The following is a 26,473-nucleotide window of genomic DNA, read 5'->3' as shown; positions in this document are numbered from 1 at the left end:
GAGCAGCGTCGTTGTTCTTTCGAATGCTTCGGACCACACCATGAGCGAACCCAACATCCTTCTCAACGTCAACGGCATCGAGGTCATCTACAACCACGTGATCCTCGTGCTCAAGGGCGTCTCGCTCACCGTGCCCGAAGGCGGCATCGTGGCGCTGCTCGGCGGCAACGGCGCGGGCAAGACGACCACGCTGCGCGCGGTGAGCAACCTGCTTGCGGGCGAACGCGGCGCGGTGACCAAAGGCACCATCGAATTGCGCGGCGACCGCATCGAGGCGCTGTCGCCAGCCGAACTGGTCAAGCGCGGGCTGATCCAGGTGATGGAAGGCCGCCACTGCTTCGCCCACCTGACCATCGAGGAGAACCTGATGACCGGCGCCTACACGCGCACCGATGGCAAGGCAGCGGTGCAGCAGACGCTGGAGAAGGTCTACGCGTATTTCCCGCGCCTGAAGACACGCCGTACCTCGCAGGCGGCCTACACATCCGGCGGCGAGCAGCAGATGTGCGCCATCGGCCGCGCGCTGATGGCCAACCCGACGATGGTGCTGCTGGACGAACCCTCGATGGGCCTCGCGCCGCAGATCGTGGAAGAGGTGTTCGAGATCGTGAAAGACCTCAACACCAAGGAACACGTGACCTTCCTCCTGGCCGAGCAGAACACCAACATGGCGCTGCGCTACGCCGACTACGGCTACATCCTGGAGAACGGCCGCATCGTGATGGACGGCGAGGCCAAGAGCCTGCGCGAGAACGAGGACGTGAAGGAGTTCTACCTCGGTGTTGGCGGTGCCGATCGCAAGAGCTTTCGCGATGTGAAGAGCTACAAGCGGCGCAAGAGGTGGCTGGCTTGAAAGGTCTGTGTGCCGTTGCCCGGGGTGCGATCACGCCGACGGGGTGCCTTGCTCCGCGAATGTCCCCCGCCTTCGGCTCCTCCTTGATTTCGCTGCGCAAGGCACCCCATCAGCGCGCTCGTCATGCGCAGCGGTCGTTGATCGGCTCCACACCAGCAGCGTGTCCAGGTGCACAGGGCATCGGGTGCTTCCCGCAGCGAAATCAAGGAGGAGGGGCGAAGCCCCGGGGGACATTCGCGGAGGGAAGTACCCGGTGGCCTGTGCACCCGCCCCTGAACTGAACAACACCCGTCGGCAAAGACACTGAACAGAAACGATGAAGGGTACGGACATGACCGACCACTACGACAAGCTAGAAATCCGCGACCCCGCCGAGCGCGAGCGCGACCTGCTCGCCGCTTTGCCGAAGCAGATCGCGCAGGCACAGACAGCCACGTCCGCGTTCCAGAAGATCCTCGACGGCGTGAAGCCCGCGGACGTCACGACACGTGAGGCGCTCGCCAAACTACCGGTCACGCGCAAATCGGAATTGCTCGAACTGCAGAAGGCACGCCGCGCCGACGACCCCTTCGGTGGCTTCGCATCGATCGTGCGCGGCCCGCGCATGCCGCGCATCTTCGCGAGCCCCGGCACCATCTACGAACCCGAGGGCGAAGCGCGCGACTACTGGCGCACCGCGCGGGCGTTGCATGCGGCGGGCTTTCGCAGCGGCGAGCTGATTCACAACAGCTTCAGCTACCACATGACACCGGCCGGCTCGATCATGGAGAGCGGTGCGCATGCCATGGGCTGTACCGTGTTCGCGGGCGGCACCGGGCAGACCGAGCAACAGCTCGAGGCCATCGTTGACCTCAAGCCCGAAGGCTATGCGGGCACGCCGAGCTTCCTGAAGATCCTGCTGGAGAAAGCCGAGGAGAAAGGCCAGAAGCTGCCCTCGCTCACCAAGGCCCTGGTCTCGGGCGAAGCCTTTCCGCCGAGCCTGCACGACTGGATTGCCGCGCACGGTGTGCGTGGCACGCAGTGCTACGCCACCGCCGACCTCGGCCTCATCGCGTACGAGACCAGCGCGCGCGAAGGCCTGGTGATCGACGAGGGCGTGCTGGTCGAGATCGTGCGCCCGGGCACCGGCGACCCCGTGCCCGATGGCGAGGTGGGCGAGATCGTCGTCACCAGCTTCAACCCCGACTATCCGCTGGTGCGCTTCGGCACCGGCGACCTCTCGGCCGTGCTCGCGGGCACCTGCCCCACCGGCCGAACCAACAAGCGCATCAAGGGCTGGATGGGCCGTGCCGACCAGACGACCAAGGTGCGCGGCATGTTCGTGCATCCGTCGCAGGTGGCGGAGATCGCGCGGCGCTTTCCGGAGATCGTGCGCGCGCGGCTCGTTGTGTCGGGCGAGATGGGCGACGACCAGATGACCTTCAGGCTCGAATGCGCGGGCGTGCCGGACGGGCTCGATGCGCGCATTGCCGATGCGGTGCGCGAAGTGACCAAGCTGCGCGGCACCATCGAGCTGGTGGCGCCGGGCATGCTGCCGAACGACGGCAAGGTGATCGAGGACGCGCGCAGCTACAAGTAGCGGCGGTACAACCAGCGCGTGACACCGCGCATGAGCATCACCAGGAGCACCAGATAGATCGCCGCCAGCGCCAAGATGTAGTCGAGCATCTTGCTGCCACCGGGCAGGCCAACGTCGCGCGTGATCCACAGCATCCAGCCAACGGCGATGCCAATGCAGGTGAGCTGCAACAGCACGAAGGCCAGCGCGGCGGCAGCCACGGCGCGGAACGGATGCGCCTCGGCCCGCGCGGCCTGCGACGCAGCGCCGAGCCAGGCACCCCAGAACGCCAGCGCGCCGGCCAACAAAGCAATCGCGACCCAGCCGAGCAGGAGCGGTGCTGCATCCAGTCCGGCGTGCGCATCGCTCCACCTGAGCGCCATGCTGCCGATCCACAGCTGAAGCCACACGAACACGGCCGCGCCGACGAAGGCGATCGCGCGCCGCGGCGATGCGACCACGTCGCTATTTCCCGGGATGTCGACCAGCTCGCTCGCCTGCACGGTGCGGCCGCCCTTGCGCAATGCGAACCATGCGGCGAACCAGACGCCGGCCACCAGCATGACCGCATGGACGATCGACTGGATCAGCATCGCAGTGACCATCCGGGAGCGCACGCTGACCACGCCGAACAGCGCCTCCAGCGATCCGTCCGGCATGAAGCGCATCTCCAACCGAAAGAGCAAGGGGCTGAGCACGAAAGCCTGCAGAACAAGCACCCCCAGGTACGCCAGCGCGAAGCGGCTTCCCGGATTGAGGATGCGGGCCAGGCTGGCGGCGCCTCGCTCCTCGAGCGCGTTGCGCGCATGGCTCCAGGCCAGGGTGGCGGCCAGCAGCCCGGCTGCTCCGGCGTGGAAGAGCAATGGGATCCATACGCTCGCCCTTGCGTAATGGTTGCGCAACGTCTCGCTACCGATCAGAAGTGGCAGAAGTTGCAGGAACGTGGTCGCAACGAAGAGCGCCGCATGAAGGCCTGCCGCAAGCCATGCGAAGTCGCGGGGCAAGCGCAGTGCGCGCTCGCCGAAAGGGTTTGTCGCCATGGAAATACTTATCCGATCACTGCGGGCGCAGCCTGGAAGCGCGATAGAGCCAGCCCACGGTCGAACGCGTCAGCATCACCATCAGGACCACGTAGATGACCGCCAGCCCTACCGCCGGGCCCACGATGTCGTTCACGTGACCGGGCCGCAGGACCCACAGCATCCACGCGATGGCAATGGCGATGCAGACCAGCTGCAGCAGCACGAAGGCCAGCGCCGACGAGGCGATGGCGCGCAGCGGCCGCGGCTGCGCGGCCTCGCGCGCGCCCATCCAGGCGCCCCAGAACGTCAGTGCGAGGACCACCAGCGGCGCGACGATCCAACCCAGCACGAGCGGGCCGGCGCCTGGAGCCTGCTGCATGCCGATCCAGCCCTGGAACAGGCTGCTCATCAACATCTGCAGGCACACGAAGAACACGCCGACCACCCAGGCGATCACAGCGCGCGGAGACGACGGGAAAGAAGCCGCGGGTGCCGAGGTAGCCACATCGCCGCCGCTGCCGCCGGATCGGCGCTGCAGCGCCAGCCAGCAGGCGAACCACGCGATCAGGGCCACCAGCACCAGCTGCAACACCGAACTCAGCGCGAAGACAAAGCCCGCCGCGGCGATCGAGCCCGCGGTGTTCTGGATATAGGACAGCGCCACTTGGTGGATCAGCGGCGCCAGGACATAGCCCTGCACAAGCACCAGCAGCAAGAAGACGACCCCGAAGATGCCGCGGGCACCGGCGGGACGCGCCAACTCGGCGGGGCCATGGCGATCGAGTGCATGGCGTGCGAAGCACCAGGCCAGCAGGGCTGCGAACGCCCAGTTCATGACGGCCGAGGACAGCATCGGCACCAGGGCTCGCGCCGTGGTGTAGAGCCGGCGCATGTCTTCGGCATAAGGCGACCAGATCAGCTGCGCGCCGATGCCGGCCACTGCGACACCGGCCTGGATGGCCAGCGCGATCAGCGCGAGGTCTCTGGGCAGGCGCTGCACGCGCTCGAGGGAGGATGTCGTCATTCGGGATACCTTCGCCTTACATGGCACGCAATGCGGCCGGCGGGGGCCGCGGTGCGCGAGAACGGCGAGGGTATCGGATTGCGACAGGTGCGCGCGAACGCGGCCTCCTCAATGCGCGAGTTCGGTATCGGCGTCGTGCGGCATGGGGCCCACGTACACCGATTGCGGCCGGATCAGCCGCCCCTTCTTCACCTGCTCTCGCGCATGCGCCACCCATCCGCTCACACGACCGGCCGCGAACACGCAGGTGAAGCTCTCGCGGCCGAAGCCCAGCGCTTCGAGCAGCAGCGCGGTGTAGAACTCGACGTTGGTTTCCAGCGCGCGGTCGGGCTTCTTCTCGCGCAGGATGGCGAGCGCGGCCCGCTCCGCCGCTTCGGCCAGTTCGAAGCGCGCGGCGTTGACGCCGCCTTCGACGCTCAGTCGGCGCAGCGCCCCCTTGAGCGCATCGGCACGCGGATCGCGCACGCGGTAGATGCGATGGCCGAAGCCCATGAGGCGCTGGCCGCTGGCCACCGCGTCTTCGAGCCAGTGGCGCGCGTTGGCGGCAGTGCCGATGGCATCGAGCGCATCGAGCACCGGGCCGGGCGCGCCGCCGTGCAACGGACCCTTGAGCGCGCTGATGCCGGCAAGCACGGCCGATGCCAGGCCCGCACCCGTCGATGCGACCACGCGCGCCGCGAAGGTCGAGGCGTTGAGGCCGTGGTCGCACACCGTCACGAGGTACGTGTCGAGCGCAGCCGCCTGCGCGGCCGTGGGTGTGCGACCGTGGAGCATGCGCAGCATGTCGACGGCGTACGGCAGCGATTCGTCGGGCGCAAGGGCCGGCACGCCGAGGCGCCAGCGCATCACGGCTGCGGTGTAGACGGCGGGCGCCGCGACCAGCCGCAGCGCCGTGGCGAGGTCATCGCCATCGGGCAGCCGCGCAAGCAGCGCGCGCACCGCTTCGATGGGCGGCATCTTGCGCAGCACCGCGTCGTCGTTGAGCTGCAGGCGCTCGAAGGCTTCGCGGCGTGCGCGGCCGAGTGCGCTGCGCAGGGCCTCCGCTTGGGGCACGGTGTCGAAGAAGCCCTGGAAGAGCAGTGCCACCACGTCTTCGTAGCGCCAGCGCTGCGCGATCTCGTCGAGCTGGTGCCCGCGGATCACCAGCCGGCCGGCTGCGCCGTCCACTTCAGAAAGCACCGTGTGCGCGGCCACCACGCCTTCGAGACCATCGTCGTTGTTCATCGTTTCGTACTCCTGGGTTATCACGATGACATCGATTCTGTCGGCGCTAACATTGACGTCAATCTTGATCCATTCCATCAACATGACCAAGGCACCCCTCTGGCTCCCCGCCGCCGAAGCGCTCGACCTGATGCAGGTGCGCCCGCAGACGCTCTACGCGAGCGTGAGCCGCGGCCGCATCCGCGCCAAGCCCGACGCGGCGGACCCGCGCCGCAGCCTCTATCACCGCGACGACGTGCAGCGCATCGCGGCGCGCACGCGCGGCCGCCGCAGCAGCGAGACGGTGGCGAGCGAGGCCATCCAGTGGGGCGAGCCGGTGCTGCCCTCCGCAGTGTCGACGGTGGCCGACGGGCGGCTCTGGTATCGCGGGCAAGACGCCTGCGAACTGGCCGGGCATGCCACGCTCGAAGACGTCGCGGGCCTGTTGTGGGAGAGTGCGCCGCCGCACTTCGTGGCCACGGATTCCGGGCAGGCGCACGCCAAGGGGGCAACGCCATTGCAGGCCGGCTTGCTCGCACTCGCTGCTCGTGCGGCCGCCGATCCGCCTTCGCGCGGTCGCTCGCGCAGCGTGCTGCAAGCTGAAGCAGCCGACGTGATCGGCACGCTCGCCGATGCGTTGCTGGGCCCGTCATCGCGCGCATCCCATCTGCACACGCGGCTGGCCGCGGCATGGCGCCGCCCACGCGCGGCCGATGTGCTGCGCCGCGCGCTCGTGCTGATGGCCGACCACGAACTCAACGCATCGACCTTCGCTGCACGCGTGACCGCCTCCACGGGCGCTTCACTCGCGGCGTGTTTGCTCACCGGCCTCTCCACGCTGACCGGGCCCTTGCACGGCGGCGCCGCGGCGGCCGTGCAGGCCCTGATGCGCAGCGTCACGGCGCTCGGCAGCGACGCGGCAGTTCGCGAATGGCTGGCGCACGACCGGCCGCTCGCGGCCTTCGGACATCCGCTCTATCCCGCGGGCGACGCGCGCTGCACCGTGTTGCTCCAGGTCATCGAACTGCCGCCCGCCTTCGCATCGCTGCGCGCTACGGGCGAGAAGCTGCTGGGCGAAGCGGCGAACATCGACTTCGCCCTGGCCGCGATGGCCGCCGTGCACAAGCTGCCTGCCGACGCGCCGCTGATGCTGTTCGCGCTTGCGCGCACCGTCGGCTGGACGGCGCACGTGCTCGAGCAGCAGGCCACGGGGCAGCTGATCAGGCCGCGTGCCCGCTACACGGGCCCGGAACTCGCGCGCTGAGCGCCGTCGGTTTTCAGTGGATGGCGGCTTCGTAGGCGAGCTCGAACAGCTTCCTCATCTCGCGATTGAATGCAGGCAGGTCGTCCGGCTTGCGGCTCGTCACGAGATTGCTGTCGACCACGACCTCCTTGTCGCTCCATTGCGCACCGGCGTTCTGCAGGTCGACGCGCAGCGAGGGCCAGGAGGTCATCTTGCGGCCCTTGATGCCGTCCGCGTCGATCAACGTCCAGGGGCCGTGGCAGATCGCGGCAATCGGTTTGTCCGCATCGAGGAAAGCGCGCACGAAGGCCACCGCCTTCTCGTCGATGCGCAGTGCATCGGGGTTGATGACGCCGCCGGGCAGCAGCAGGGCATCGAAGTCTTCGGCCTTCGCGGCCGCGAGTGGCACATCGACTTCGAAGCTGTCGGCCGGATCGTGGTGGTTCCAGCCGCGCACGCTGCCGTCCATGGGCGAGACGATCTGCGTGAGCGCGCCGGCAACGTCCAGCGCCTTGCGCGGTTCGGTCATCTCGACCTGTTCGAAGCCGTCGGTGACGAGGATCGCGACCTTCATTCCGTCGAGCGACGAAGTGGTGATGGTGGGCATCGGTGAGGTTCCTTCTGGAAGGTTGAGGGTGGGTTTCGAAAGCAACGAAGTTCCACCCTAGGCCCCACGCCCGCAGCACGCATCGGCGTGCGCCGGGTCCGCCTGTCGGACAGTTGGACGGGCGGCAACCTTCTCTTACGACGCTTTACCTTGCGCCGGTACAGGCCAGCACGTGCGAGCGGCGTCTGTTACTTGCGGCAGGCAATCGGCAGGACCTTTGCAGACAGGCCGCCGCCGGCCGTGCAGTGCCACTCGACGCCGTCGTCGACAGCCGAGGGCTCCATGCGCAGCGTGCCCTTGGCGGTCTCCACTTCCAGCACCATCGTGTCGGAATCGAGCTTCAAGGCCGAGCCGTCGGGCAGGGTTTGCGGCGCACCGGCGGCTTCGAGGGAATCGGGAATCTCCTGCTTTTCCTTGTAGTAGGTGCCAAGCGTCTCGCGCACCGGCGCTGCGTCGGTCCAGGCCTTCGAGACGACGGTGCGCGACTGGTACTCCTGGTAGGCCGGAAAGGCCACCGCCGCCAGGATGCCGATGATTGCCACGACCATCAGCAGGGCGAGCGCACCACCGCCCGCACGGCCGGTGTTGGGCACGAAGATCGCGAGCACGTAAGCCAGCGGGTTGCGGCCCGGCAGCTTCGCGGCCGGATCGATGGCGCGCGCCACGCGCTTGGTGAGCCAGGGATAGCCGCCGATCAGTTCGTGGAACGAAGCCCAGAAGCCGCTGTTGCCCGCCGACTGGTCGGCATAACGCTGCAGGTCGACGTTGCGCCACTGCTGCGCGCCGGCGGCCAGCGCCACCAGCGCGCGGGGTGCCGAGTCGGGTTCCTCGCAGCAGGCGGCGCCGTGCAGGTCGCAGGTGTATTCCTGCGCACGCGAATAGGCCGCGCCCAGCAGCGGCAGCCAGAGCACCGGCATGCGCCAGATGTGGCCCGTGAGGTGGCGTTGCTTGATGTGGCCGAGCTCGTGGCCGATGTAGAAGTTGATGCCGTCGGGCTGGGTTTCCATGGCATCGACCACGTCGGACAGCAGCACCACGAAGTCGCGCCCGAAGAAGCGGGTGGCAAAGGCGTTGAAGATGCCGTCGCCGTGCAGCAGGTAGGCCTCTGGCGGGTTCTCGATGCCGAGATAACCGCAGCAGGCCCTGAAGCGCGCATGCAGCTCGGGCAGCTGGGTGGGCGAAAGCTTCACGGCCGTGCCTTTGATCCAGGCGATGAAGGCCGACTGTGCGAACACGTAGGCGATGAAGCCCAGCAGCACGTACACGAGGGCGATGCCCAGGGTGCCCAGCACCAGCAGCCCCCAGATCAGCACGCCCAGGCCGAGCGTGATGTTGCCGAGCCAGCGCTCGCGCGGGTAGACCAGTGGATCCATTGGAATTTCCTCCTCGATGCGGCCCGTGCGGGTCCGCGTTGTTGTGGTTGTTTTCGCGCCCCCCCGGCGCGTCTTCGGGTGACGATCATGCCGCACAAGGCGTCGATTCAGATACGAACCTAAGGGCTATTCGGGATAGGTCAGGTGTTGGTCAGCCTATAAGATCGCGGCCGTTTTCCATTCAACCCGTCCCCGGAGACTTCATGAAGAAATTGCTTGCCCTTGCGGCGATCGCCGCTGCCGCCGTCGGCGCCCACGCCCAGGATTTCCCCGCGGGCAAGACCGTCACGCTGGTGGTGCCTTTCGCCGCTGGCGGGCCGACCGACCGCGTCGCGCGCGACCTGGCCGAAGCCATGCAGAAGACGCTGGGCACCACCATCGTGGTGGACAACACCGCCGGCGCCGGCAGTTCCATCGGCACCGCCAAGGTGGCGCGCGCCAACCCCGACGGCTACACGCTGCTCCTGAACCACATCGGCATGTCCACGATGCCGGCGCTTTATCGCAAGCTGCCGTTCAACGTCGAGACCGACTTCGAGTACCTGGGCATGGTCAACGAAGTGCCGATGACGCTGATCGGCAAGCCGGGACTGCCCGCCAACAACTACAAGGAACTGACGGCCTGGATCGCAGCCAACAAGGGCAAGATCAACCTGGGCAACGCCGGCCTGGGCGCCGCCTCGCACCTGTGCGGCCTGCTCTTCCAGAGCGCGATCAAGGTCGAGATGACGCCGGTTCCCTACAAGGGCACCGCACCGGCCATCGCCGACCTGCTGGGCGGCCAGATCGATCTGCTGTGCGACCAGACCACCAACACCACCTCGCAGATCGAGGCCAAGAAGGTCAAGGCCTATGCCGTGACCACCGCCAAGCGCCTGACCACGCCGGCACTGAAGGACCTGCCCACGCTGGCCGAATCGGGCCTGAAGGACTTCGAGGTGTCGATCTGGCACGGCATGTACGCGCCCAAGGGCACGCCGGCACCGGTGCTCAAGAAGCTGAACGAAGCCATCACGGCCGCCCTGAAGGACCCGGGCTTCATCAAGCGCGAAGAAGCGCTGGGCGCGGTGATCACCACCGACAAGCGCACCCAGCCGGCCGAGCACAAGAAGTTCGTCTCGGCTGAAATTGCCAAGTGGGGTCCGATCATCAAGGCGGCTGGCGTCTACGCTGACTGATCTTCACGATCTTCTCCAATAAGAAAGCCGCCGGCCCTCGGGACCGGCGGCTTTTTTATGGCAGTGACAGCGGGAGAAAACTCAGGGCGTGACGGTCCAGACTTCGAAGTTCTTGCGCACGTCGACCTGGCGCGCGGTGCGTGCCGAGAAGATGAAGGTGCTCAGCGAGGTGCCTTCGGCGTACTGGTAGCTGCTGTTGTTGGCCGGGGCGCAATGCGGATCGGGCAACGGCGCCACCGGCACGCAGTAGACGATGGCCTTGCGGTTGGTGTTGCGCACGGTGACGGTCTCGCTGAAGCGGGCGCTGCTCGGGCCCGGGGCGCGGCCGAAGACGCCGAGCGACGTCGGCGCGAGCGCACCGGCCGGCACCACCCAGGCGTCCAGATTGCCTTCGGCGCTGAAGTCGGCGTTGTTGGGCTCCACGAGGCTGGTCGGACCGAACACGATGCCGCGCGCGCTGCCTTGGCTTTCGGCGAGCAGGTCCGCACGCACCGAGGGCACGAGCTCCACCAGGGGCGTCTGCACGGCTTCGGCGATGGTCGGCACGCGGGAGAAGGTGCGCACGTACTGCACCACGTTCGGCGTTGCGCCGTCCGCGCGGAAGAACTCCAGCTTCCACACCGTCTGGTCAGGGATCTTGCGCAGGTCCTCGTCGCCAATGAACGGGCTGGCGAAGAGATTGGCGCTCTCGAAGTCGTTCGGGCTGCCCGGCTGCGCCGGATCGAGGTAGCGCGCCGACATGCGCCAGACCGCGGAGTTCAGGCCCGAGGCGATGGTGCCGTCCGGCGTGAGCACCAGCGAGTTCAGGCCGCTCTTGGGCACCAGCACCAGTTGGCGGCCGGGCAGCGACTCGGTCGTGGCCACCACCTTCGCGAAGATCGGGTTGCCCATGCCGTCGCGCACGTTGTCCACCGAGATGGCGTAGCCGACCGAATGGAACACCAGGTTCTGGTGCTTCAGGTAGTCCTTCTTCTCCAGCTGCGGCCGCACGAACGCACGGTAGGTGTCCGCGTTGCCCGTGAGCTTGAGCGCGCCGTCGACCACCCTCGCGTTGAAGATGTCGTTGTCGGTGTTGCCCAGGATGTCGGTCCAACGGTAGGTCAGTGCGATGTCGCCGTTCTTGTAGAAGTATTCGAAGTTGCCGCGGTCGTGCTTCAGGTTGGTCGGGCCGAAGCGAAAGAGGCTGTCGAACGAGCGACGCGCACCGCCCGCCACGCGGCCGATGGGCACACCGGCCGCCACGAAGTTCTCCGGGTTGTCGCCCACGAAGAGCGTGCGGCATTCGGGGGCGACCACATTGGCCGCGGTGCCGAACGCGTTGCCGTCCGGGTTGAGCGGGCTGTTCACCCGCTGGTTGAGCGGCAGCGCATAGCAGGCGTTGATGCGCTCGAGCAGCGCCTGCACCATGGCCGGCGTGGGCAGTGGCGTCTCCAGCGAGATGGTCGCCAGGCCCTCGACCGGCGCGATGGTGGCATCGTCGCTGCGGAAGACCAGCGACACCGGCTTGCCGGCGTCGTCCGTGGGCTGGCCCTTCACGGTGATCTCGATGTTGGCCGCGGCGCCATCGGGGCGCACGGAGACGCTGATCGTGTCCAGCACGCGGTCCTGCCCGGTGCCGTTGGCCTGGAACTCGCCGCTCATCGGATCGATGCTCGTGTTGAGCGCGTCAAGCAGCGGCTGCAGCGCCGCCACGAGCTTGGCCACCTTGTCGCTGATCGAGCCGGCCGTGACCGCGCCGGCATCGGCCTGGATCGCCGCGGCCAGCTTCGACGGGTCGCCGTTGGGCGCAAGCTGCGCCACGACGATGGTGGTCAGCGGCGTCACGTTGGTGGTGCCAGTGGCGGTGCTCGCAGTGGTGCTGTAAAGGGTGAGGTCGTCGCGCACGGCCTGGATCACCAGCGGCGCCTTGGTGCCGGCGGGCAGCGAGCAGGTGTAGGTGCCTTCGGGCGTGACCGGCACTTCGCAGACCTTGGCGCCGGTCTGGTCGAACACCGTGAGCGCCGCGCCGACGAAGGCCGCGCCGGTGGCGACGGTGCCGCTGAGCGTCGTGCTGGCCGCGGCGGGCGGATCGCCGCCACCGTTGCCGCCCGAGGCCGGCGGGATGAAGCCGAAGCCACCACCACCACCGCCCCCGCCACCCCCTCCGCATGCGGCGAGAAGCGCCAGCGTGACGATGGACAGGGCATGGGGGATCTTGCGGTTGAGATGTGGCATCTGGGGACTCTTCGAAAAGGTTGAAAACTCCGGACCTCCCGGGGGTCCGCAAACAATAGCTTTCACTTTTCAAAGAAAGAATGATGCAAATGCACCATTCTTGAAACGCGTCGACCGCTACCCCGGCGCCTCAGGAAAAGAATGGAAAGTACGCATCCGTGAATCACGGAAACATGGGATGCGGTACCCCTCCGGTGCGGGAAAACTGCACCGATGACCTCCCCGGTACTGCAAGACTTCAGCATGCTGCTGCTGCAGCTCTACCGGCTGTCGCACGAGTTGCCGATCGACGCGTTCCAGGACGCCGCGCTCGAACTGGTCAAGCCGGTGCTGCCCTTCGACGCGTCGATGTGGGGCACGGCCACCACGGCCGCCGAGGGCATCGACGTGCACACGCTGCACCTGCACCGCAAGACGCCCGAGATGATGATGGAGTACGACAACTTCAAGCACCTGGACTCCGCGGCCGCGAGCTTCTTCGGCAAGGGTCACGGCACGCGGGGCTTCCACTCGAAAAGCTGGTGGAGCGGGCCGGAGTACGCGCCGTTCCTGGACTACGTGCAGCGCTACGACCAGAACAACATCTTCATCACGATGGACAGCGACCCGCGGTCCAACTTCATGCACTGGTTCTCGCTGTTCCGCGCCGACCCCGACGCGCACTGCAAGCCCGAGGAGGTGAGCCTCCTGGCGAGCCTGTCGCCGCACCTGATGCAGGCGCTGGCGCTCAACCGCATCGTCCATCTCGACCGTCTGGAGGCCGGCAGCCAGGCCGCAAGCGGCTCGGCCATCGGCGACCTGCGCGGCGTGCTCTATCACGCCGACAACTTCTTCGAGACGACGCTGAAGACGGAGTGGCCGTCATGGCACGGGCGCACGCTGCCCGATGCGCTGCTCAAGCACTTCCTGCACGGCCACGCGCGCTACAGCGGGCACGCGATCGTGGTCACGCACCGCGTGGAGCAACGCCTGCTGTTCCTGAAAAGCCGCATGCGCTGCCGCGCCGACAGCCTCACGCCGCGCGAGCACACCATCGCCGAACTGCTGGCGCGCGGCGACACGCACAAGGACATCGCCGTCATCCTGAGCCGCTCGCCGGCCACGGTGCGCAACCACATCCAGTCGATCTACGACAAGCTGGAGGTGGGCAACGTGGCGGGGCTGATCCACGAGTTGCGGCTGGCTGGATGAGGCTCGCCCCCAGGCTTCGCGCACTTCGTGTCGCTTCTCCACCCCCTACCGGGGGCGACACCTGCAGCCCGGCAAAGCGGGTTCTGCGGTGTCCCGCGACTGGATCACGCCAGCTGCATGCAGTGCGCCTTACTTCGGCCGGATCGCGTCCGCCGTCCCCTGAATGAAGGCCTTGATGCTCTCGATGTCCTCCCCCGAGAGCTTGCCCGTGAAGTCGGGCATGCCGCGCGCCATGGCGGGGCCCTTCAGGATGAACTTGTCCAGGTTCTCGATGTAGGCCGAGTCCAGGTAGCCGAGGTTCGGGATGTTGCCACCGCGGTCCACGCCCGGCACGCCATGGCAGAACACGCAGTTGCTCACATAGAGCATGGTGCCGGCCTGCACCTTGGCGGGGTCGTACTTCACGCCCTGCACCAGCTTGTCCATGCGGTACTGCACGAAGTTCGGCATCTTCGCCGTGGCGCCCACCGCGAAGGTGTAGACCGTGCCCGGCCCCTGCCGCTCGGTGGCGCGCTGCGCGAGGCCGTACACGCCGCCCCAACCCACGGCCACCGACACGTACTGCTTGCCATCGACCATGTAGGTCGAGGGCGCCGCGACCACGCCGGTGCCGGTGGGCGTTTCCCACAGCTTCTCGCCGGTCTTGGCGTTGTAGGCCAGGAGCCGCCCGTCGGCCGTGCCCTGGAACACGAGGTTGCCCGCGGTGGTGAGCGTGCCGCCGTTCCATGGCGAGGCGTAGTCCACGCCCCAGGCCTCCTTCTGCGCCACCGGGTCCCAGGCCACGAGCCGGCCGAAGGGCTTGCTCGTGGGCGGCTCCACGTTGGCGAACTTGCCGGTGTTCCAGCCCAGCGCCGCATGCGGCCGGCCCGGTGCGTTCTGGTCGAACTTCCAGTCCTTGTCGTCCATCAGGTTCAGCGGCACGTGCTGCGCCGGCAGGTACGCGTAGCCGGTCTGCGGGTTGAACGACATCGGGTGCCAGTTGTGCGCGCCGAAGGGGCCGGGGATGCTGTCGCCGGGCTTCTCGTTCTGCCGCGCGGCGGCGATCTCGATGGGCCGGCCGTTCTTGTCGTAGCCTGTGGCCCAGTTCACGTCGACGAAATTCTTCGCCGAGATGAACTTGCCGTTGGTGCGGTCGATGACGAAGAAGAAGCCGTTCTTCGGCGCATGCAGCAGCACCTTGCGCGCCTTGCCGTCGAGCTTGACGTTGGCCAGGATCATCGACTGCGTGGAGGTGTAGTCCCAGTTGTCGCCGGGCGTCTCCTGGTAGTGCCACTTGTACTTGCCGGTGTCGGGGTCGAGCGCCACCACCGAGCCGAGGTACAGGTTGTCGCCGCCCTTGGGGCTGCGCGCCTTGGCGGCCCAAGGCGAGCCGTTGCCGGTGCCCACGTACATCAGGTTGAGCTCGGGGTCGAAGGCGAAGCTGTCCCATGCGGTGCCGCCACCGCCGGCTTCCCAGTATTTGCCGCTGGGGTCCCAGGTCTTGGCGGCGCGCGCCATCGATTCGTCCTCGAAGGGCTTGGCCGGATCGCCGGGCACCACGAACCAGCGCCACTTCTGGTCGCCGGTCTTCGCGTCGTAGGCGGTGACGTAGCCGCGCACGCCGTACTCGGCGCCGCCGTTGCCGATGATGACCTTGCCCTTGAAGACGCGCGGCGCGCCGGTGATGGTGTAGCTGCCCTTCTGGCCGTCGATGGTGTTCTTCTCCCACACCTTCTGGCCCGTGGCCGCATCGAGCGCGATGAGCCGGCCGTCGTAGGCGGCGACGTAGACGCGGCCTTCGTACAGCGCCACGCCGCGGTTCACCACGTCGCAGCAGCCTCTGAAGCCTTTGGACTTGTCGACCTGCGGATCGAAGGTCCAGAGCTTCTGCCCGGTGCGCGTGTCGATCGCATGCACCACGCTCCATGACGCAGTGACGTACATGATGCCGTCGACCACCAGCGGCGTGGCTTCCACCCCGCGCGTGGATTCGAGGTTGTACGACCAGACCAGGCCCAGCTGCTTCACGTTGCCCGCGTTCACTTGGTCGAGCTTGCTGAAGCGCGACTCGGCGTAGTCGAGGCCGACGCTGGGCCAGTCGGGTGTCTTCTGCGCCGCGTTGGCGCGGATGAAGTTGCCGTCGACTTTCTTCGCAGCGGCCGCCGCGCGGTCCTGTGCGTTCTGGGCCGTGGCCGTCGATGCGCCCAGGCACAGCAATGCGCCGGCCAGCATGAACAGCCCGGTGATGGTTTTCTTCATCGTGAGTCTCCTTGTGCCTCAAGGATCGTTCGCGCAGACCTTGGGTTCACCCTCGGGATTTCCCCAATCGAGCCTTGTTCCATTGCGGAACACATTCGCTGTGGCCCCCGAACCGAGCGAGGCATCGAGCACCATGGCCCTGAACACGTTCGACAACAGGCTGGGCACGGCGGATGCGCCGCGCCAGCTGTTCACCAGCACGCCCGCGCAGCGCGTGGCGCTCGCGCGGCGGCAGTTCTTCGAAGAGGGCGTGCGGCCCTCGGGCCTTATCGGCGAAGCCGTGCTGCAATCGTGGATGCGCTGCACCCGCACCCATGCCGACCGCCAGCGCATCGTGCCCTTCGATGCCGTCACGCCAAGCCGCCTGCACGCCACGCTCGCACGCAACCGCGAGCTGCTCGACGTGGCGCGGCAGGAACTGGTGCAGATGGAGCACGCGCTCGCCGGCACCGACTGCCGCGTGATCCTCACCGACCGCGAAGGCGTGGTGGTGCACGTCACGCACCAGCCCGCCGCCGCGCACCAGCCGGTGCTGCGCAAGACCGCGCGCGTGGGCGTGAACATCTCCGAGCGCATCGTGGGCACCACCGCGCCCGGCATCGTCGCGAGCACCGGGCAGGCCTGCACCGTCGATGGCGCCGAGCACTACTTCGACGTGCTGCGCGAGATGCAGTGCGCAGCCGCGCCGATCCGCGACGTGACGGGGCGGCTGGCCGGCGTGCTCGACCTCACGGTGGAGGCGCGGCGCTTCGGCTTCGATGCGGCGTCGATGGTGGCGCTTTACGCGACGACGATCGAGAACCGCCTGCTGCAGGCGCAGTCGCGCGACCACCTGATCCTGCGCTTCCAAGCGAGCCCGACGCTGCTGGGCACGCCGCTGGAGGCGCTGGCCGGCATCGCGCCCGACGGCACCATCGCGTGGCTCAACAACGCGGGCGCGCGCTTGCTCGGACGCTTGCCCGAAGCAGCGGACGAGCGCGATGTCGAATGCCTGCTGGGCCACGACCTTGCGAGCCTGCTGCGGCTGGGGCGCCGCGAGGCCGCGCAGCCGCTGCGGCTCGCGAGCGGGCTCGGCGTGTGGGTGCAGGCGCATCTGAAAGGCGCGGACGGGGTCGACTTCGAGCACGCGGTGGCAATGCCGGGCCTGGATGCATCGACGCCCGTGGCGCAGTCAACCGAAACGGCCACTGCGCAAGCGCGCACGCCCGCAGCCAATGCACCGCACGCCGAGACGCTGCAGGAGCACAGCCGCAAGCTGATCGAGGAAACGCTCGCAGCGCATGGCGGCAACGTGTCGCAGGCCGCGCGCCAGCTCAGCGTGTCGCGCGGAACGCTCTATCGACGCATGCGCGGCTGGGAGCCCTGACGTCCCGTGCAGGCCAACGGGCGCCGGTCAATCGCCGTCGCGGCCCGACGAAGGAGGCATCGACTGTGACTCGAGCAGCACGCAGATCGCACGCACCTGCTGGTGGACGATCTTCGCCACTTCGGCACGCCGCGCCGGCCCCATGCGGCTGGAGACGGCCGCCACGCTCACGGCCGCGACCGGGTTGTCGGGCGGAAAGGCCACGCCGATGGCCGCTGCGCCGGGCGTGGCCGCGCTGTCCAGGAACGAATAGCCCTGCGCACGCGTCTGCGCGATGGCGTCGCGCAGGAAGCCCGGCTCGAATGCGCCGAACTTGGCGTAGCGCGCCTCGTTGGCCGCGACGATCAGTTCGGCTTCCGCCTCCGGGAGCGCGCTCAGGATCGCGAGGCCGCCGGCGCCCACGCCCATGGGGCGGCGAATGCCCACATCGAGCGTCAGCGCCTTGATCGGGTAGGCGCCCAGCGCCCGGCTGGTGCAGATGGACTCGGGCCCTCGCCGCTCGCTCAGGTAGACCGTGTCGTGCGTCAGGTCGGCGATGGTGCGCAGCGCCTCCTCGCACAGCTCGCTCAGCTGGTAGTGCGGCTGGGCCAGCATGCCCAGTTCGTACAGCAGCGGCCCCAGGTGGTACTTGCGGGTGAGCAGGTCGCGCACCAGCAGCCCTTCGACTTCCAGCCGCTGCAGCATGCGAAAGCACGTGGACATGGGCAGGCCGCTCAGGCTCACGACATCGGCGATGCGCATGCCGCGCCTGCCACGGGAGGCCACCACGCGCAGCATGCCCACGACGCGCTCGATGCTCTGCGTGCCCGAGCGCGCGCCGCTGGCGGCCGGCGTCGGGGGCGGAGGCGGGGCGGTTTTCACAGGCGTGGCTCGGCGTTTAGTTTCCACAATGCGGCAGTAATTCGGGTTGTTCCCCAAGAAGCGGGAAATTTCCTCGAATGTAATAGGGATCTCGAATCCACCCAACTGCCATATTGTGGAAGTGAAGGTCAAGCAGATGCCCCAGACGATGACAGAGAAGATCCTCGCCCGCGCCGCCGGAAGGCCGGGCGTGGTGCCCGGCGAAGAGATCACGGCGCGGCCGGACTTCGTGATCGCCTACGACTTTCCCGGCTACACCGACGTGTTCTTCAAGGAAACGCGCGAGGACTTCGGGATCGAGAAGGTGTCCAGCCCCGAGCGCTTCGTGCTGTTCATCGACCACATGGTCCCGGCCACGGCGCCGAAGGAAGAGGAACTGCACAAGATCACCCGCGCCTGGGGAAAGGAACAAGGCGTGCCGGTACACGAACGCGAGGGCATCGGCCACCAGGTCGCCGCCGAGCTGGGCTATGCCACGCCGGGCGCCTTCGCCGTTCACTTCGACGGCCATGTGAGCCAGCTGGGGGCCTTCGGCACCTTCGCCTTCGGTGCGCGAAAAGGCGTGCTCGAATCTTTCGTGACCGAGACGCTCACCATGACCGTGCCGGCGACCGTGAAGGTCGAGTTGACAGGAACGCTCCAGCCCGGCGTGATGGCGCGCGACGTCTTTCACCACATGGTCCGCGTGATGGGTCCTGCCTCCTGCCGCTTCAAGGTGGTGGAGCTGTGCGGGCCCGTGATCGACGCCATGAGCATCGAAGGGCGCCAGACCATCTGCGGCCAGGCCATGTTCCTCGGCGCGACCACCATGCTCATCGCGCCCGATGCCAAGACCCTGGCCTATGTGCAGGGCCGCTCGAAGATCGCGCTGGAGCCCGTGTACCCCGATGCCGATGCGCATTACGACCAGGTGGTGACGATCGACGTGTCGACGCTGGAGCCCATCGTCGTGATTCCACCCAGCCCCGCCAACACGCGTGACCTGAAGGACTTCACCGGCGTGGAAGTGCACACCGGCTATCTGGGCTCGTGCGCCAGCGGCCGCCTCGAAGACCTGCGCATTGCGGCCGAGGTGCTGCGCGGCCGCCACATCCAGCCGGGTTTCCAACTGCACGTGGTGCCGACGTCCAAGGCCATCATGGCGGCCGCCGCGCGCGAGGGGCTGATCGAGGTGCTGGTCGAAGCGGGCGCCTTCATCAGCTCGCCCAGCTGCGACTATTGCTTCGGGCGCATCGCCACCATGACCGACGGCCAGCGTGCCGTGTCCACCGGCACGCTGAACACGCCGGGGCGCATGGGCAGCGTGGATTCGGAGATCTACATCTGCAATGCAGCCGTGGTGGCCGCATCCGCGCTGGAAGGCCGCATCGCCGACCCGCGCCCCTACCTGGCCCAAGCCGCTGGCGCCGCCGCGGGAGCCCTTGCATGAGCCTCGCAAACCTGCACGGCCGCGCGGCCTGGGTCTTCGAGGAAGACGACTACGACATCGACCTCATCGTCGGGGTGCGCAACATCAAGATCACCGACGTGAAGGAGCTGGCCGCACTGGCCATGGCCGACTACACGCCAGGCTTCGCGGCCACCGTGGGCAAGGGCGACCTGCTGATCGGGGGCCACAACTTCGGCTACGGCCATCCGCACTACCCGGCCATGCGCGCCATGCGGCACCTGGGCGTTGCCGCGGTGATCGCCGAATCGTTCTCGCCCGGGTTCTTTCGCGGCGAGACGAGCATGGGATTCCCGCTGGTCAGTTGCCCGGGCATCCGCGCGGCCACCGCGCGCGGCGACGAGCTCACGGTCGACTGGGCCACCAACGAAGTGAAGAACCTGCGTTCGGGCCAGACGCTGATGCTGCAGCCCTTCTCCGATTCCGAGCGCGGCATGCTGGACGCGGGCGGGCTCATTCCCTATCTGAAGCGCCGCATGGGCGGCGCAGGCGGTGCGGCGGCGCACGCGGCCTGAAGCCCCGGATTCCCAGCCTTTGCTTTTTCTTGCAGCGAGTTCATGGCGCAGTGCCCACGTCGGGCCGCAGCGCCCCTTTTTCAGGAGACCTTCGATGACCTCAACACGCCAGGCGCTGCGCCAGCGCATCACCCACGGCCCGACCCTCTGGTGCGGCGGCGCGCAAGACGCGCTGTCGGCACTGCTGGTGGACCAGTCGGACTTCGACGGCATCTTCAGCACGGGCTTCGGCATCTCCGCCGCGTTGCTGGGCCAGCCCGACATGGAGCTGTACACGCTCAGCGAGAACGTCGCCACCGTGAACCGCATGGCCAACGTCGTTCGCAAGCCGATCTTCGTCGACGCGGACACGGGCTACGGCAGCGTGCTCAACGTGAGCCGGGCCGTGCGCGAGTTCGAGAAGGCCGGTGCCGCGGCGCTGCAGCTGGAAGACCAGGTCAGTCCCAAGCGCTGCCCTGCCGCCGCGCCGACGTCCACGCTGGTGTCGATGGACGACGCGATCGCGCGCATCAAGGCCGCGCTCGATGCGCGCACCGACCCCGACCTCTTGATCGTCGCGCGCACGGATGCCCAGAACCCCGCCGAAGCGCTGGAGCGCGCCGCCCGCTACGCCGAGGCCGGTGCCGACCTGATCCAGCCCATCTCGCGCACCTTCAACAGCTACGAGCAGCTCGTGCAGCTGCGCGAAACCTGCGGGCGCAGGCTCTCGCTGATGCTGATGGCCGGCACCTGGATGACCGCGCTGACCCGCGAGCAGATCGAAAGCGTGGCGGCGATCGCGAGCTATCCGATTGCGGGCCTCTTGACCACCGTGCACACGGTGCAGGCCAACCTGCGCGAACTGGCGCGCCGCCGCTCGGGCGATTTCGCCGACCTGCCTTTCGCGCAGACGCCGATGGCCGATTTCAAGGACCTCATCGGCTGGCATGCGCTCGAAGAACGGCAGGCCCGGTACGAGACCGGCGGCTCCCGCTGAGTGCGCCCCCCCTTTTCGTTTCCCCTAGAAAAACCAGGAGCAAAACCGTGCGTACTCTCACCCTCATCGGCCGCGCCGCCGCGGCAGCAACACTGGCCCTGGGCCTGGGCACTTTCGCCATGGCGCAAGACGGCGCCGGCGCCTACCCGACCAAGCCGATCCGCCTGGTCGTGCCCTACCCGCCGGGCGGCGCCACCGACGTGGCCGCGCGCATGCTGAGCCCGCGCCTTCAGGAAGAGCTGGGGCAGACCGTCGTGGTCGAGAACCGGCCCGGCGCGGGCGGGAACATCGCCATGATCAACGTGGCGCAGAGCAGTCCGGACGGCCACACCCTGGCGGTGACGCTCACGGGCATGCTGTCAATCAACCCGGTCATCTACAAGAAGGCGGGCTTCCAGGCCTCGGACTTCGTGCCCGTGTCGCGTGTTTCGCTGGCGCCGCTCTTGCTGGTGGTGCCCGAAAAATCTCCGTACAAGAACGTGCAGGAGCTGCTGGCCGCAGGCAAGAAGGCCGGCAAGGGCGGCATGCCGTACGGATCGGCCGGCGCGGGAGGCCTCTCGCACCTGGCGTCTGAAGCCTTCAATGCCAACGCCGACGGCAACTTCACGCATGTGCCCTACAAGGGCGGTGCGCCGCTGGTGCAGGCATTGATGGCCAACGAAGTGACCTGGGGCCTGCTGGGGACCGGCGACGTGCGCAGCTTCATCCAGTCGGGCAAGCTCAAGGCGATCGGCCAGCTGCGAAACGGCCGCTCCGAACTGTGGCCCGACGTGGCGACCCTGACCGAACAGGGCGTGCCCGGCGGCGTGGACTTCGATGTGTGGTTCGGCGTGGTGGCCCCCGCGAAGACGCCCGCCCCGGTCGTCAAGCTGCTGGGCGAGAAGATCGCCAAGATCACAGCCGAGCCGGCTTTCCGCAAGCGGCTCAACGAGCTGGGCGGCGTGGCGCCGGCGACCGGCAACACGCCCGAGGCTTTTGCCGAGGTGCTCAAGCGCGAACTGGCCGTGCTGCCCAAGGCGGCGCAGGACGCTGGATTGCAGCTCGACTGAGCCCTGGCCGATCCCTGGTTCGCGCTATCGCCTATCGCTTGGGCAATGCATAGGCAATCACATGGTCCCCGGTCCGCGTGCCGAGGGACCCGTGGCCCCCAGCCGCCACCAGCACGTATTGCCGCCCATCCCTGCCGCGATAGGTCATCGGCGTGGCCTGCCCCCCGGCCGGCAGGCGGCTGCGCCACAGTTCCTTCCCATTGCCGACGTCATACCCGCGCACGTACTGGTCGAGCGTTCCAGAAAGAAAAGCCACGCCGCCGGCCGTCATGACGGGGCCACCCAGGTTGGGCACGCCCATCGCGAAGGGCAGCGGCAGCGGCGAGCTGTCGCGCACCGTGCCGTTCTTGTGCTTCCAGATGACCTTGCCGCTGCGCAGGTCCGCAGCCGCCACATGCCCCCAGGGCGGCGCCTGGCACGGCAGGCCGAAGACCGAAGTGAATGCGCTGAGCTTGACCGCGAACGGCGCGCCGAAGTTCTCGTTGAGCGCGGGCAGGCTGTCGTTCGGCCGGCTCTTGCCCTGCACATACAGCGAGGTGGCGTCCGCGCGCGGCACGAGCTTGGACACGAAGGCCAGCGACGCCGGCGTGGTGAAGGCGATCTGCCGCTGCGGATCGACCGCGATGCTGCCCCAGTTGAAGACGCCGAAGTTGCCCGGATAGATGAGCGAGCCCTGTGTCGACGGCGGCGTGAAGCGGCCTTCGTAGCGCAGCCGGTGGAAGGCAATGCGGCAGGCGAGCTGGTCGAAGATCGTGCCGCCCCACATGTCGGATGGCTTCAACGCGGGCGGATCGAAAGACAGGCCCGACACCGGTTGCGTCGGCGCGGTGCGGTCGCCCGCGGCCGCGCCCTGCGGCGCGGGCCGCTCGTTCACCGGCACGATGGGCCGGCCGTTGCGGCGGTCCAGCACGAAGAGCTCGCCCTGCTTGGTCGGCTGCACGAGCGCGGGAATGGTCTCGCTGCCCACGCGCAGGTCGATGAGGCTGGGCTGCGAAGGAACGTCGTAGTCCCAGAGATCGTGGTGCACCGTCTGGAAGCTCCAGCGCACGCGGCCGCTCGCCAGATCGAGCGCCACCACCGACGACGAATAGCGCTCCGCGCCCTCGGTGCGCTTGCCGCCCCATTGGTCGGGCGGCTGGTTGCCCGTGGGCACGTAGACCAGGCCCAGCGCCTCGTCCACGCTCGAGATGGACCAGCTGTTCGGCGAGTTGACGGTGTAGGTGCGGTCGGCCGCGATGGGGGCGGTCTCTTCGGGGTTGCCCGAATCCCAGTTCCATACCAGCGCGCCGGTGTTCACGTCGAAGGCGCGGATCACGCCCGAGGTTTCCTGGGTCGAGACGTTGTCGAGCACCGTACCGCCCACCACGATGAGCGAGCGCGTCACCACGACCGGCGAGGTGGAGTAGTAGGAGCCCGGCTTCACGTTGGGCATGTTCTTCCACAGGTCGATCTGGCCAGTGCCGCCGCCGAAGGCCATGCATGGCTTGCCGGTGTCGGGGTTGAGCGCGAGGATGCGGCCGTCGGCGGTGGGCATGAAGAGCTTCGCATTGCAGTCGCCGCCGACCGGCGCGGCCGGCTGTCCGGACGCAGGCGCCGGAACAGCCGATGCGGTCACCGGTGCGGCTGATGCCGCCGCGCCGCCCGCGTGGTACGAAAGGCCCCGGCAGGTCAGGTGCTGCAGCGCGAGCGATTTCCGGACCTCGGGCGTGTAGCGCCAGATCTGCGCGCCCGTGGTCGCGTCGAGTGCGATCACCGCCTGGTGCGGTGTGCAGAGGAAGAGCCGCTCGCCAATCTTGAGCGGTGTGACTTCGAAGGTGGTTTCCTCCGGATCGCCAGGTTGGCCGCGCACGTCGCCGGTGCGGAAATGCCACGCCTCCTCGAGTTGGGCGACGTTGGCCGGCGTGATCTGGTCCAGGGCCGAGTAGCGCTGGCCGAATGCGGTGCCGCCATAGGCGGTCCAGTCGTCCTTCGGGGGTGGCGGACTCGCGAGTGCGGCGGCTGCATTGACCTGCGCCCCAACCGGTGCGTCAGCCAGCGGTGCGATGCCTTCGATGCGGCCCGGCTCGCGCGTCCACGAGAACACCGCGGCCACCAGGAAGGCCGCGAGCACCACGCCGAGCACAGCGCGCGTGCCGCCGATGCCTGTTGCATCGCGGCGCGCGAGCGCACGCGCCACCCAGGGCGAGAGCAGGAACAGGCCGAACACGAAGAACACATCGCCGCGCGCGGCCAGCGGCCACCAGTCGAAACCCACTTCCCACAGTGCCCACACCAGCGTGAGCAGGACCACCGCCGCATAGAACAGCAAACCGATGCCGCCGCCACGCCTGAGCAGCAAGGCCGAGGCGATGAGCCCGAGCCCCGCGACAAGGTAGTACCACGAGCCGCCGAGCGCGATGAGCCAAGCGCCCGCGATGGCGAGCGCAAGGCCCGCGAGACCGAGCACCACGGCGGTGACGACAAGCAATACGGAGGGCGACGACGAAGATTCGGCCGGCTGGGTGAAGGAACGCTGCATGACTGGACTCCGGGGTCGGAGTCCAGACGTTAGGCCATCAACGGCGCGCCGCGCGTAGGCCGATGGCTCAGGCCGCGGCGAAAACTTGTGCAGCGCGCGCCCGGCGCGTCCTCGCATCGGGTTGCAGCGGCCTTAAGTATTCGTGCAATGCCAGCGCCGCGGCGCCGACCGCGGGTGCGAGCGCTTCATAGCGCGCGATGCGCAGCGCGGGCGCCGGCATGCCGGCGCCATCGGCATGGCGCTTGACCGCTTCGAACGCGGCCTGCACGAAGCCGCGATGCGCCGCGCACGACTTGCCGCCCAGCACGATCGCTCGCGGATTGAAAGTCACCCAGAGGTTCTGCAGCAGCACGCCGAAGAAAGCCGAGGCGCGCCGCATGTCCACGCCCTCGCGCTCCAGCGTGCGCGAGCCGAAGAAGGCCTCGGCGCAACCGCGCCGGCCGCAGGAACACAGCGGCCCGTCGAGTTCGAGGATGGTGTGGCCGATCTCGCCGGCCATGCCCTGCGCGCCGGTGAAGAGGCGATCGTTGAGCACCACGCCCGCGCCCACGCCGACGTCGCAGCTCACGAAGATCAAGGGGTCTTCGCCCTCGCCCGCGGCGAATTCGTATTCGCCGAGCACGGCCGCATCGGCATCGTTCTGCAGTTGCACCGTGACGCCGGGCAGGCCCGCGGCGGCGAAGGCCTCCTCGAGCGCCGGCAGCAGGCTCACGTTGCGCCAGCCGAGGTTGGGCGCGAAGCGGACCACGCCGGTGCAGTCGTCCACCGCGCCCGGCACGCAGACGCCGATGCTCGAGAGGCGCAGGCCCAATGCTTCGAGCTGCCTGTGCGCGGCCGAGGCCATGCGCGCGACCTGCGCGCACACGCCGGCGGGCGAGCCGTCGGTGAGCGCATGGGTGTTGGAGTACAGCACCTCGCCCTGCAGCGAGACGCACACGAGGCGCACGGTCTCCACCGCGATCTCCACGCCCATCAACGCGCGCACGCCGACGTTGATCTGCAGCGGTGTCGAAGGCCGGCCGAGGCCGTCGTTCACCGCCGCATCGGATTCCTTCAGCCAACCTTCGTCGAGCAGTTCGCGCACCAGCAGGCTCACGGTGGATTTCGTGAGGCCGCTTTCGATGGCCAGGCGCGCACGCGACAGGCCGGGCTGCGCGCGCAGCAGCCGCAGCAGCACGCTGCGGTTCATGCGCTTGAGCAGCTGCTGGTCGCCGATGGTTTTCATGTGGCGCGCAGCGTCAGGCGGCCACTGCGGCGGTCGCGGCGTGATGCGCCTGCGCTTTGCCTTCGGGGCGCTTGCCCGCGATGATCATCCCGAGCACTTCGTCTTCGGTCACGTCTTCGGTGCGGTAGGTGCCCACGAGCTTGCCGTTCTTCATCACCGCGACACGGTCGCTCAGCGAGAACACGTCGGGCATGTCGTGCGTGATCAGGAAGATGCCCACGCCATCGGCCTTGAGCTGCTTCACGAGGCCGCCGACCATCGCGGTTTCTTCGGGACCGAGCGCGGCGCAGGGCTCGTCCATGATGAGGATGCGCGCGTTGAAATACAGCGCACGCGAGATCGCCACCACCTGCCGCTGGCCGCCCGAGAGACGGCGCACCGGCACGCGGATGTTGGTGAAGTTCTTGTTGAGGCGGTGGAACACCTTGCGCGCCTGCACTTCCATGAAGTGGTCGTCCAGCGTGTTCCAGCGCGTCATCTTCTCGCGACCAAGGAAGAGGTTGGACACCGAGTCGAGGTTATCGGCGAGCGCGAGCGTCTGGTAGATGGTCTCGATGCCCTGCGCCTGCGCTTCGGCGGGCGTGCGGATGTTGACCTTCTCGCCCGCGATCAGCGTGTCGCCCGAATCGATGGGGTAGGCGCCCGCGAGCATCTTCATGAGCGTGGACTTGCCCGCGCCGTTGTGGCCGAGCAGCGCGACCACTTCGCCGGGGTAGAGGTTGACGCTCACGCCATCGACCGCTTTCACGCCGCCGAAGGACTTGCGGATTTCCTTCAGTTCGACAAGGGGTTTGGAGGTGTCGATGGTCATC

General features: G+C 68.0%; 21 protein-coding genes. 10 read left to right on the top strand and 11 right to left on the bottom strand.

Annotated features, from left to right (window positions below; genetic code table 11):
• Positions 1-40: 40 nt before the first annotated feature.
• A complete protein-coding gene (locus M2282_RS12930; RefSeq protein WP_176661764.1) occupies positions 41-853 on the top strand; it encodes an ABC transporter ATP-binding protein in 813 nt (270 codons plus the stop codon).
• 331 nt (positions 854-1,184) lie between these two features.
• Positions 1,185-2,432 (top strand): phenylacetate--CoA ligase family protein, encoded by a 1,248-nt coding sequence (locus M2282_RS12925; RefSeq protein WP_280809166.1) that lies wholly within the window; start codon positions 1,185-1,187, stop codon positions 2,430-2,432.
• On the opposite strand, the gene M2282_RS12920 is transcribed toward M2282_RS12925, so the two are convergent.
• The 3 genes from M2282_RS12920 to M2282_RS12910 all read right to left on the bottom strand — a co-directional run bounded on the left by M2282_RS12920 (position 2,423) and on the right by M2282_RS12910 (position 5,681).
• The gene (locus tag M2282_RS12920) at positions 2,423-3,415 is read right to left on the bottom strand and encodes a hypothetical protein (protein ID WP_280809165.1); all 993 of its coding nucleotides are present in this window, start codon (positions 3,413-3,415) and stop codon (positions 2,423-2,425) included. The genes M2282_RS12925 and M2282_RS12920 overlap by 10 nt on opposite strands.
• A gap of 52 nt (positions 3,416-3,467) precedes the next feature.
• Positions 3,468-4,457: a hypothetical protein gene (locus tag M2282_RS12915; protein ID WP_280809164.1), complete on the bottom strand. Its 990-nt coding sequence runs from the start codon at positions 4,455-4,457 to the stop codon at positions 3,468-3,470.
• A gap of 108 nt (positions 4,458-4,565) precedes the next feature.
• Positions 4,566-5,681: a citrate synthase/methylcitrate synthase gene (locus M2282_RS12910; protein WP_280809163.1), complete on the bottom strand. Its 1,116-nt coding sequence runs from the start codon at positions 5,679-5,681 to the stop codon at positions 4,566-4,568.
• Positions 5,682-5,763: 82 nt separating this feature from the next.
• On the opposite strand from M2282_RS12910, the gene M2282_RS12905 reads away from it, so the two are divergent.
• The gene (locus tag M2282_RS12905; protein ID WP_280809162.1) at positions 5,764-6,924 is read left to right on the top strand and encodes a citrate synthase; all 1,161 of its coding nucleotides are present in this window, start codon (positions 5,764-5,766) and stop codon (positions 6,922-6,924) included.
• 13 nt (positions 6,925-6,937) lie between these two features.
• Here M2282_RS12905 and M2282_RS12900 read toward each other — a convergent pair whose 3' ends face one another.
• A complete protein-coding gene (locus M2282_RS12900; protein WP_280809161.1) occupies positions 6,938-7,510 on the bottom strand; it encodes a type 1 glutamine amidotransferase domain-containing protein in 573 nt (190 codons plus the stop codon).
• A 188-nt stretch (positions 7,511-7,698) separates the two neighbouring features.
• A complete protein-coding gene (locus tag M2282_RS12895; protein WP_280809160.1) occupies positions 7,699-8,883 on the bottom strand; it encodes a M48 family metalloprotease in 1,185 nt (394 codons plus the stop codon).
• A 203-nt stretch (positions 8,884-9,086) separates the two neighbouring features.
• On the opposite strand from M2282_RS12895, the gene M2282_RS12890 reads away from it, so the two are divergent.
• Positions 9,087-10,061 carry a tripartite tricarboxylate transporter substrate-binding protein gene (locus tag M2282_RS12890; RefSeq protein ID WP_280809159.1) on the top strand — a complete coding sequence of 325 codons (975 nt, stop codon included), beginning with the start codon at positions 9,087-9,089 and terminating at the stop codon, positions 10,059-10,061.
• A gap of 81 nt (positions 10,062-10,142) precedes the next feature.
• Here M2282_RS12890 and M2282_RS12885 read toward each other — a convergent pair whose 3' ends face one another.
• Positions 10,143-12,275, bottom strand: a complete 2,133-nt coding sequence (locus M2282_RS12885; RefSeq protein WP_280809158.1) for a carboxypeptidase regulatory-like domain-containing protein — start codon at positions 12,273-12,275, stop codon at positions 10,143-10,145.
• Between the two features lie 213 nt (positions 12,276-12,488).
• Between M2282_RS12885 and M2282_RS12880 the strand changes: the two genes are divergently transcribed.
• Positions 12,489-13,466 (top strand): helix-turn-helix transcriptional regulator, encoded by a 978-nt coding sequence (locus M2282_RS12880; protein ID WP_280809157.1) that lies wholly within the window; start codon positions 12,489-12,491, stop codon positions 13,464-13,466.
• A gap of 129 nt (positions 13,467-13,595) precedes the next feature.
• On the opposite strand, the gene M2282_RS12875 is transcribed toward M2282_RS12880, so the two are convergent.
• Positions 13,596-15,704, bottom strand: coding sequence for a PQQ-dependent dehydrogenase, methanol/ethanol family (locus M2282_RS12875; RefSeq protein WP_280809156.1), 2,109 nt, complete (start codon positions 15,702-15,704; stop codon positions 13,596-13,598).
• Positions 15,705-15,837: 133 nt separating this feature from the next.
• Here M2282_RS12875 and M2282_RS12870 point away from each other — a divergent pair, with 133 nt between their 5' ends.
• Positions 15,838-17,070 carry a helix-turn-helix domain-containing protein gene (locus M2282_RS12870; RefSeq protein WP_280809155.1) on the top strand — a complete coding sequence of 411 codons (1,233 nt, stop codon included), beginning with the start codon at positions 15,838-15,840 and terminating at the stop codon, positions 17,068-17,070.
• Between the two features lie 27 nt (positions 17,071-17,097).
• Here M2282_RS12870 and M2282_RS12865 read toward each other — a convergent pair whose 3' ends face one another.
• Positions 17,098-17,931, bottom strand: a complete 834-nt coding sequence (locus tag M2282_RS12865; protein WP_280809154.1) for an IclR family transcriptional regulator — start codon at positions 17,929-17,931, stop codon at positions 17,098-17,100.
• A 148-nt stretch (positions 17,932-18,079) separates the two neighbouring features.
• Between M2282_RS12865 and M2282_RS12860 the strand changes: the two genes are divergently transcribed.
• The 4 genes from M2282_RS12860 (at position 18,080) to M2282_RS12845 (ending at position 21,918) form a co-directional block, all read left to right on the top strand.
• Positions 18,080-19,360, top strand: coding sequence for a 3-isopropylmalate dehydratase large subunit (locus M2282_RS12860; protein WP_280809153.1), 1,281 nt, complete (start codon positions 18,080-18,082; stop codon positions 19,358-19,360).
• Entirely contained in the window at positions 19,357-19,893 is a 537-nt protein-coding gene (locus M2282_RS12855; RefSeq protein WP_280809152.1) for a 3-isopropylmalate dehydratase, read from the top strand. Before M2282_RS12860 ends, M2282_RS12855 begins: the two co-directional genes overlap by 4 nt.
• A 94-nt stretch (positions 19,894-19,987) precedes the next feature.
• Positions 19,988-20,869: an isocitrate lyase/PEP mutase family protein gene (locus M2282_RS12850; protein WP_280809151.1), complete on the top strand. Its 882-nt coding sequence runs from the start codon at positions 19,988-19,990 to the stop codon at positions 20,867-20,869.
• Between the two features lie 47 nt (positions 20,870-20,916).
• The gene (locus M2282_RS12845; protein WP_280809150.1) at positions 20,917-21,918 is read left to right on the top strand and encodes a Bug family tripartite tricarboxylate transporter substrate binding protein; all 1,002 of its coding nucleotides are present in this window, start codon (positions 20,917-20,919) and stop codon (positions 21,916-21,918) included.
• 31 nt (positions 21,919-21,949) lie between these two features.
• Here the strand turns inward: M2282_RS12845 and M2282_RS12840 are convergent, their stop codons facing one another.
• The 3 genes from M2282_RS12840 to M2282_RS12830 form a co-directional block, all read right to left on the bottom strand.
• Entirely contained in the window at positions 21,950-24,436 is a 2,487-nt protein-coding gene (locus tag M2282_RS12840; RefSeq protein WP_280809149.1) for a glucose/quinate/shikimate family membrane-bound PQQ-dependent dehydrogenase, read from the bottom strand.
• Positions 24,437-24,503: 67 nt separating this feature from the next.
• Positions 24,504-25,661 carry an ROK family transcriptional regulator gene (locus M2282_RS12835; RefSeq protein WP_280809148.1) on the bottom strand — a complete coding sequence of 386 codons (1,158 nt, stop codon included), beginning with the start codon at positions 25,659-25,661 and terminating at the stop codon, positions 24,504-24,506.
• A 13-nt stretch (positions 25,662-25,674) separates the two neighbouring features.
• Entirely contained in the window at positions 25,675-26,472 is a 798-nt protein-coding gene (locus M2282_RS12830; protein ID WP_280809147.1) for an ATP-binding cassette domain-containing protein, read from the bottom strand.
• Position 26,473: the final 1 nt, after the last annotated feature.

Origin of the sequence: Variovorax boronicumulans (assembly GCF_029892485.1) — a bacterium.
Lineage (GTDB): Bacteria > Pseudomonadota > Gammaproteobacteria > Burkholderiales > Burkholderiaceae_C > Variovorax > Variovorax boronicumulans_B.
This window is presented reverse-complemented; position numbering and strand designations above follow the sequence as displayed.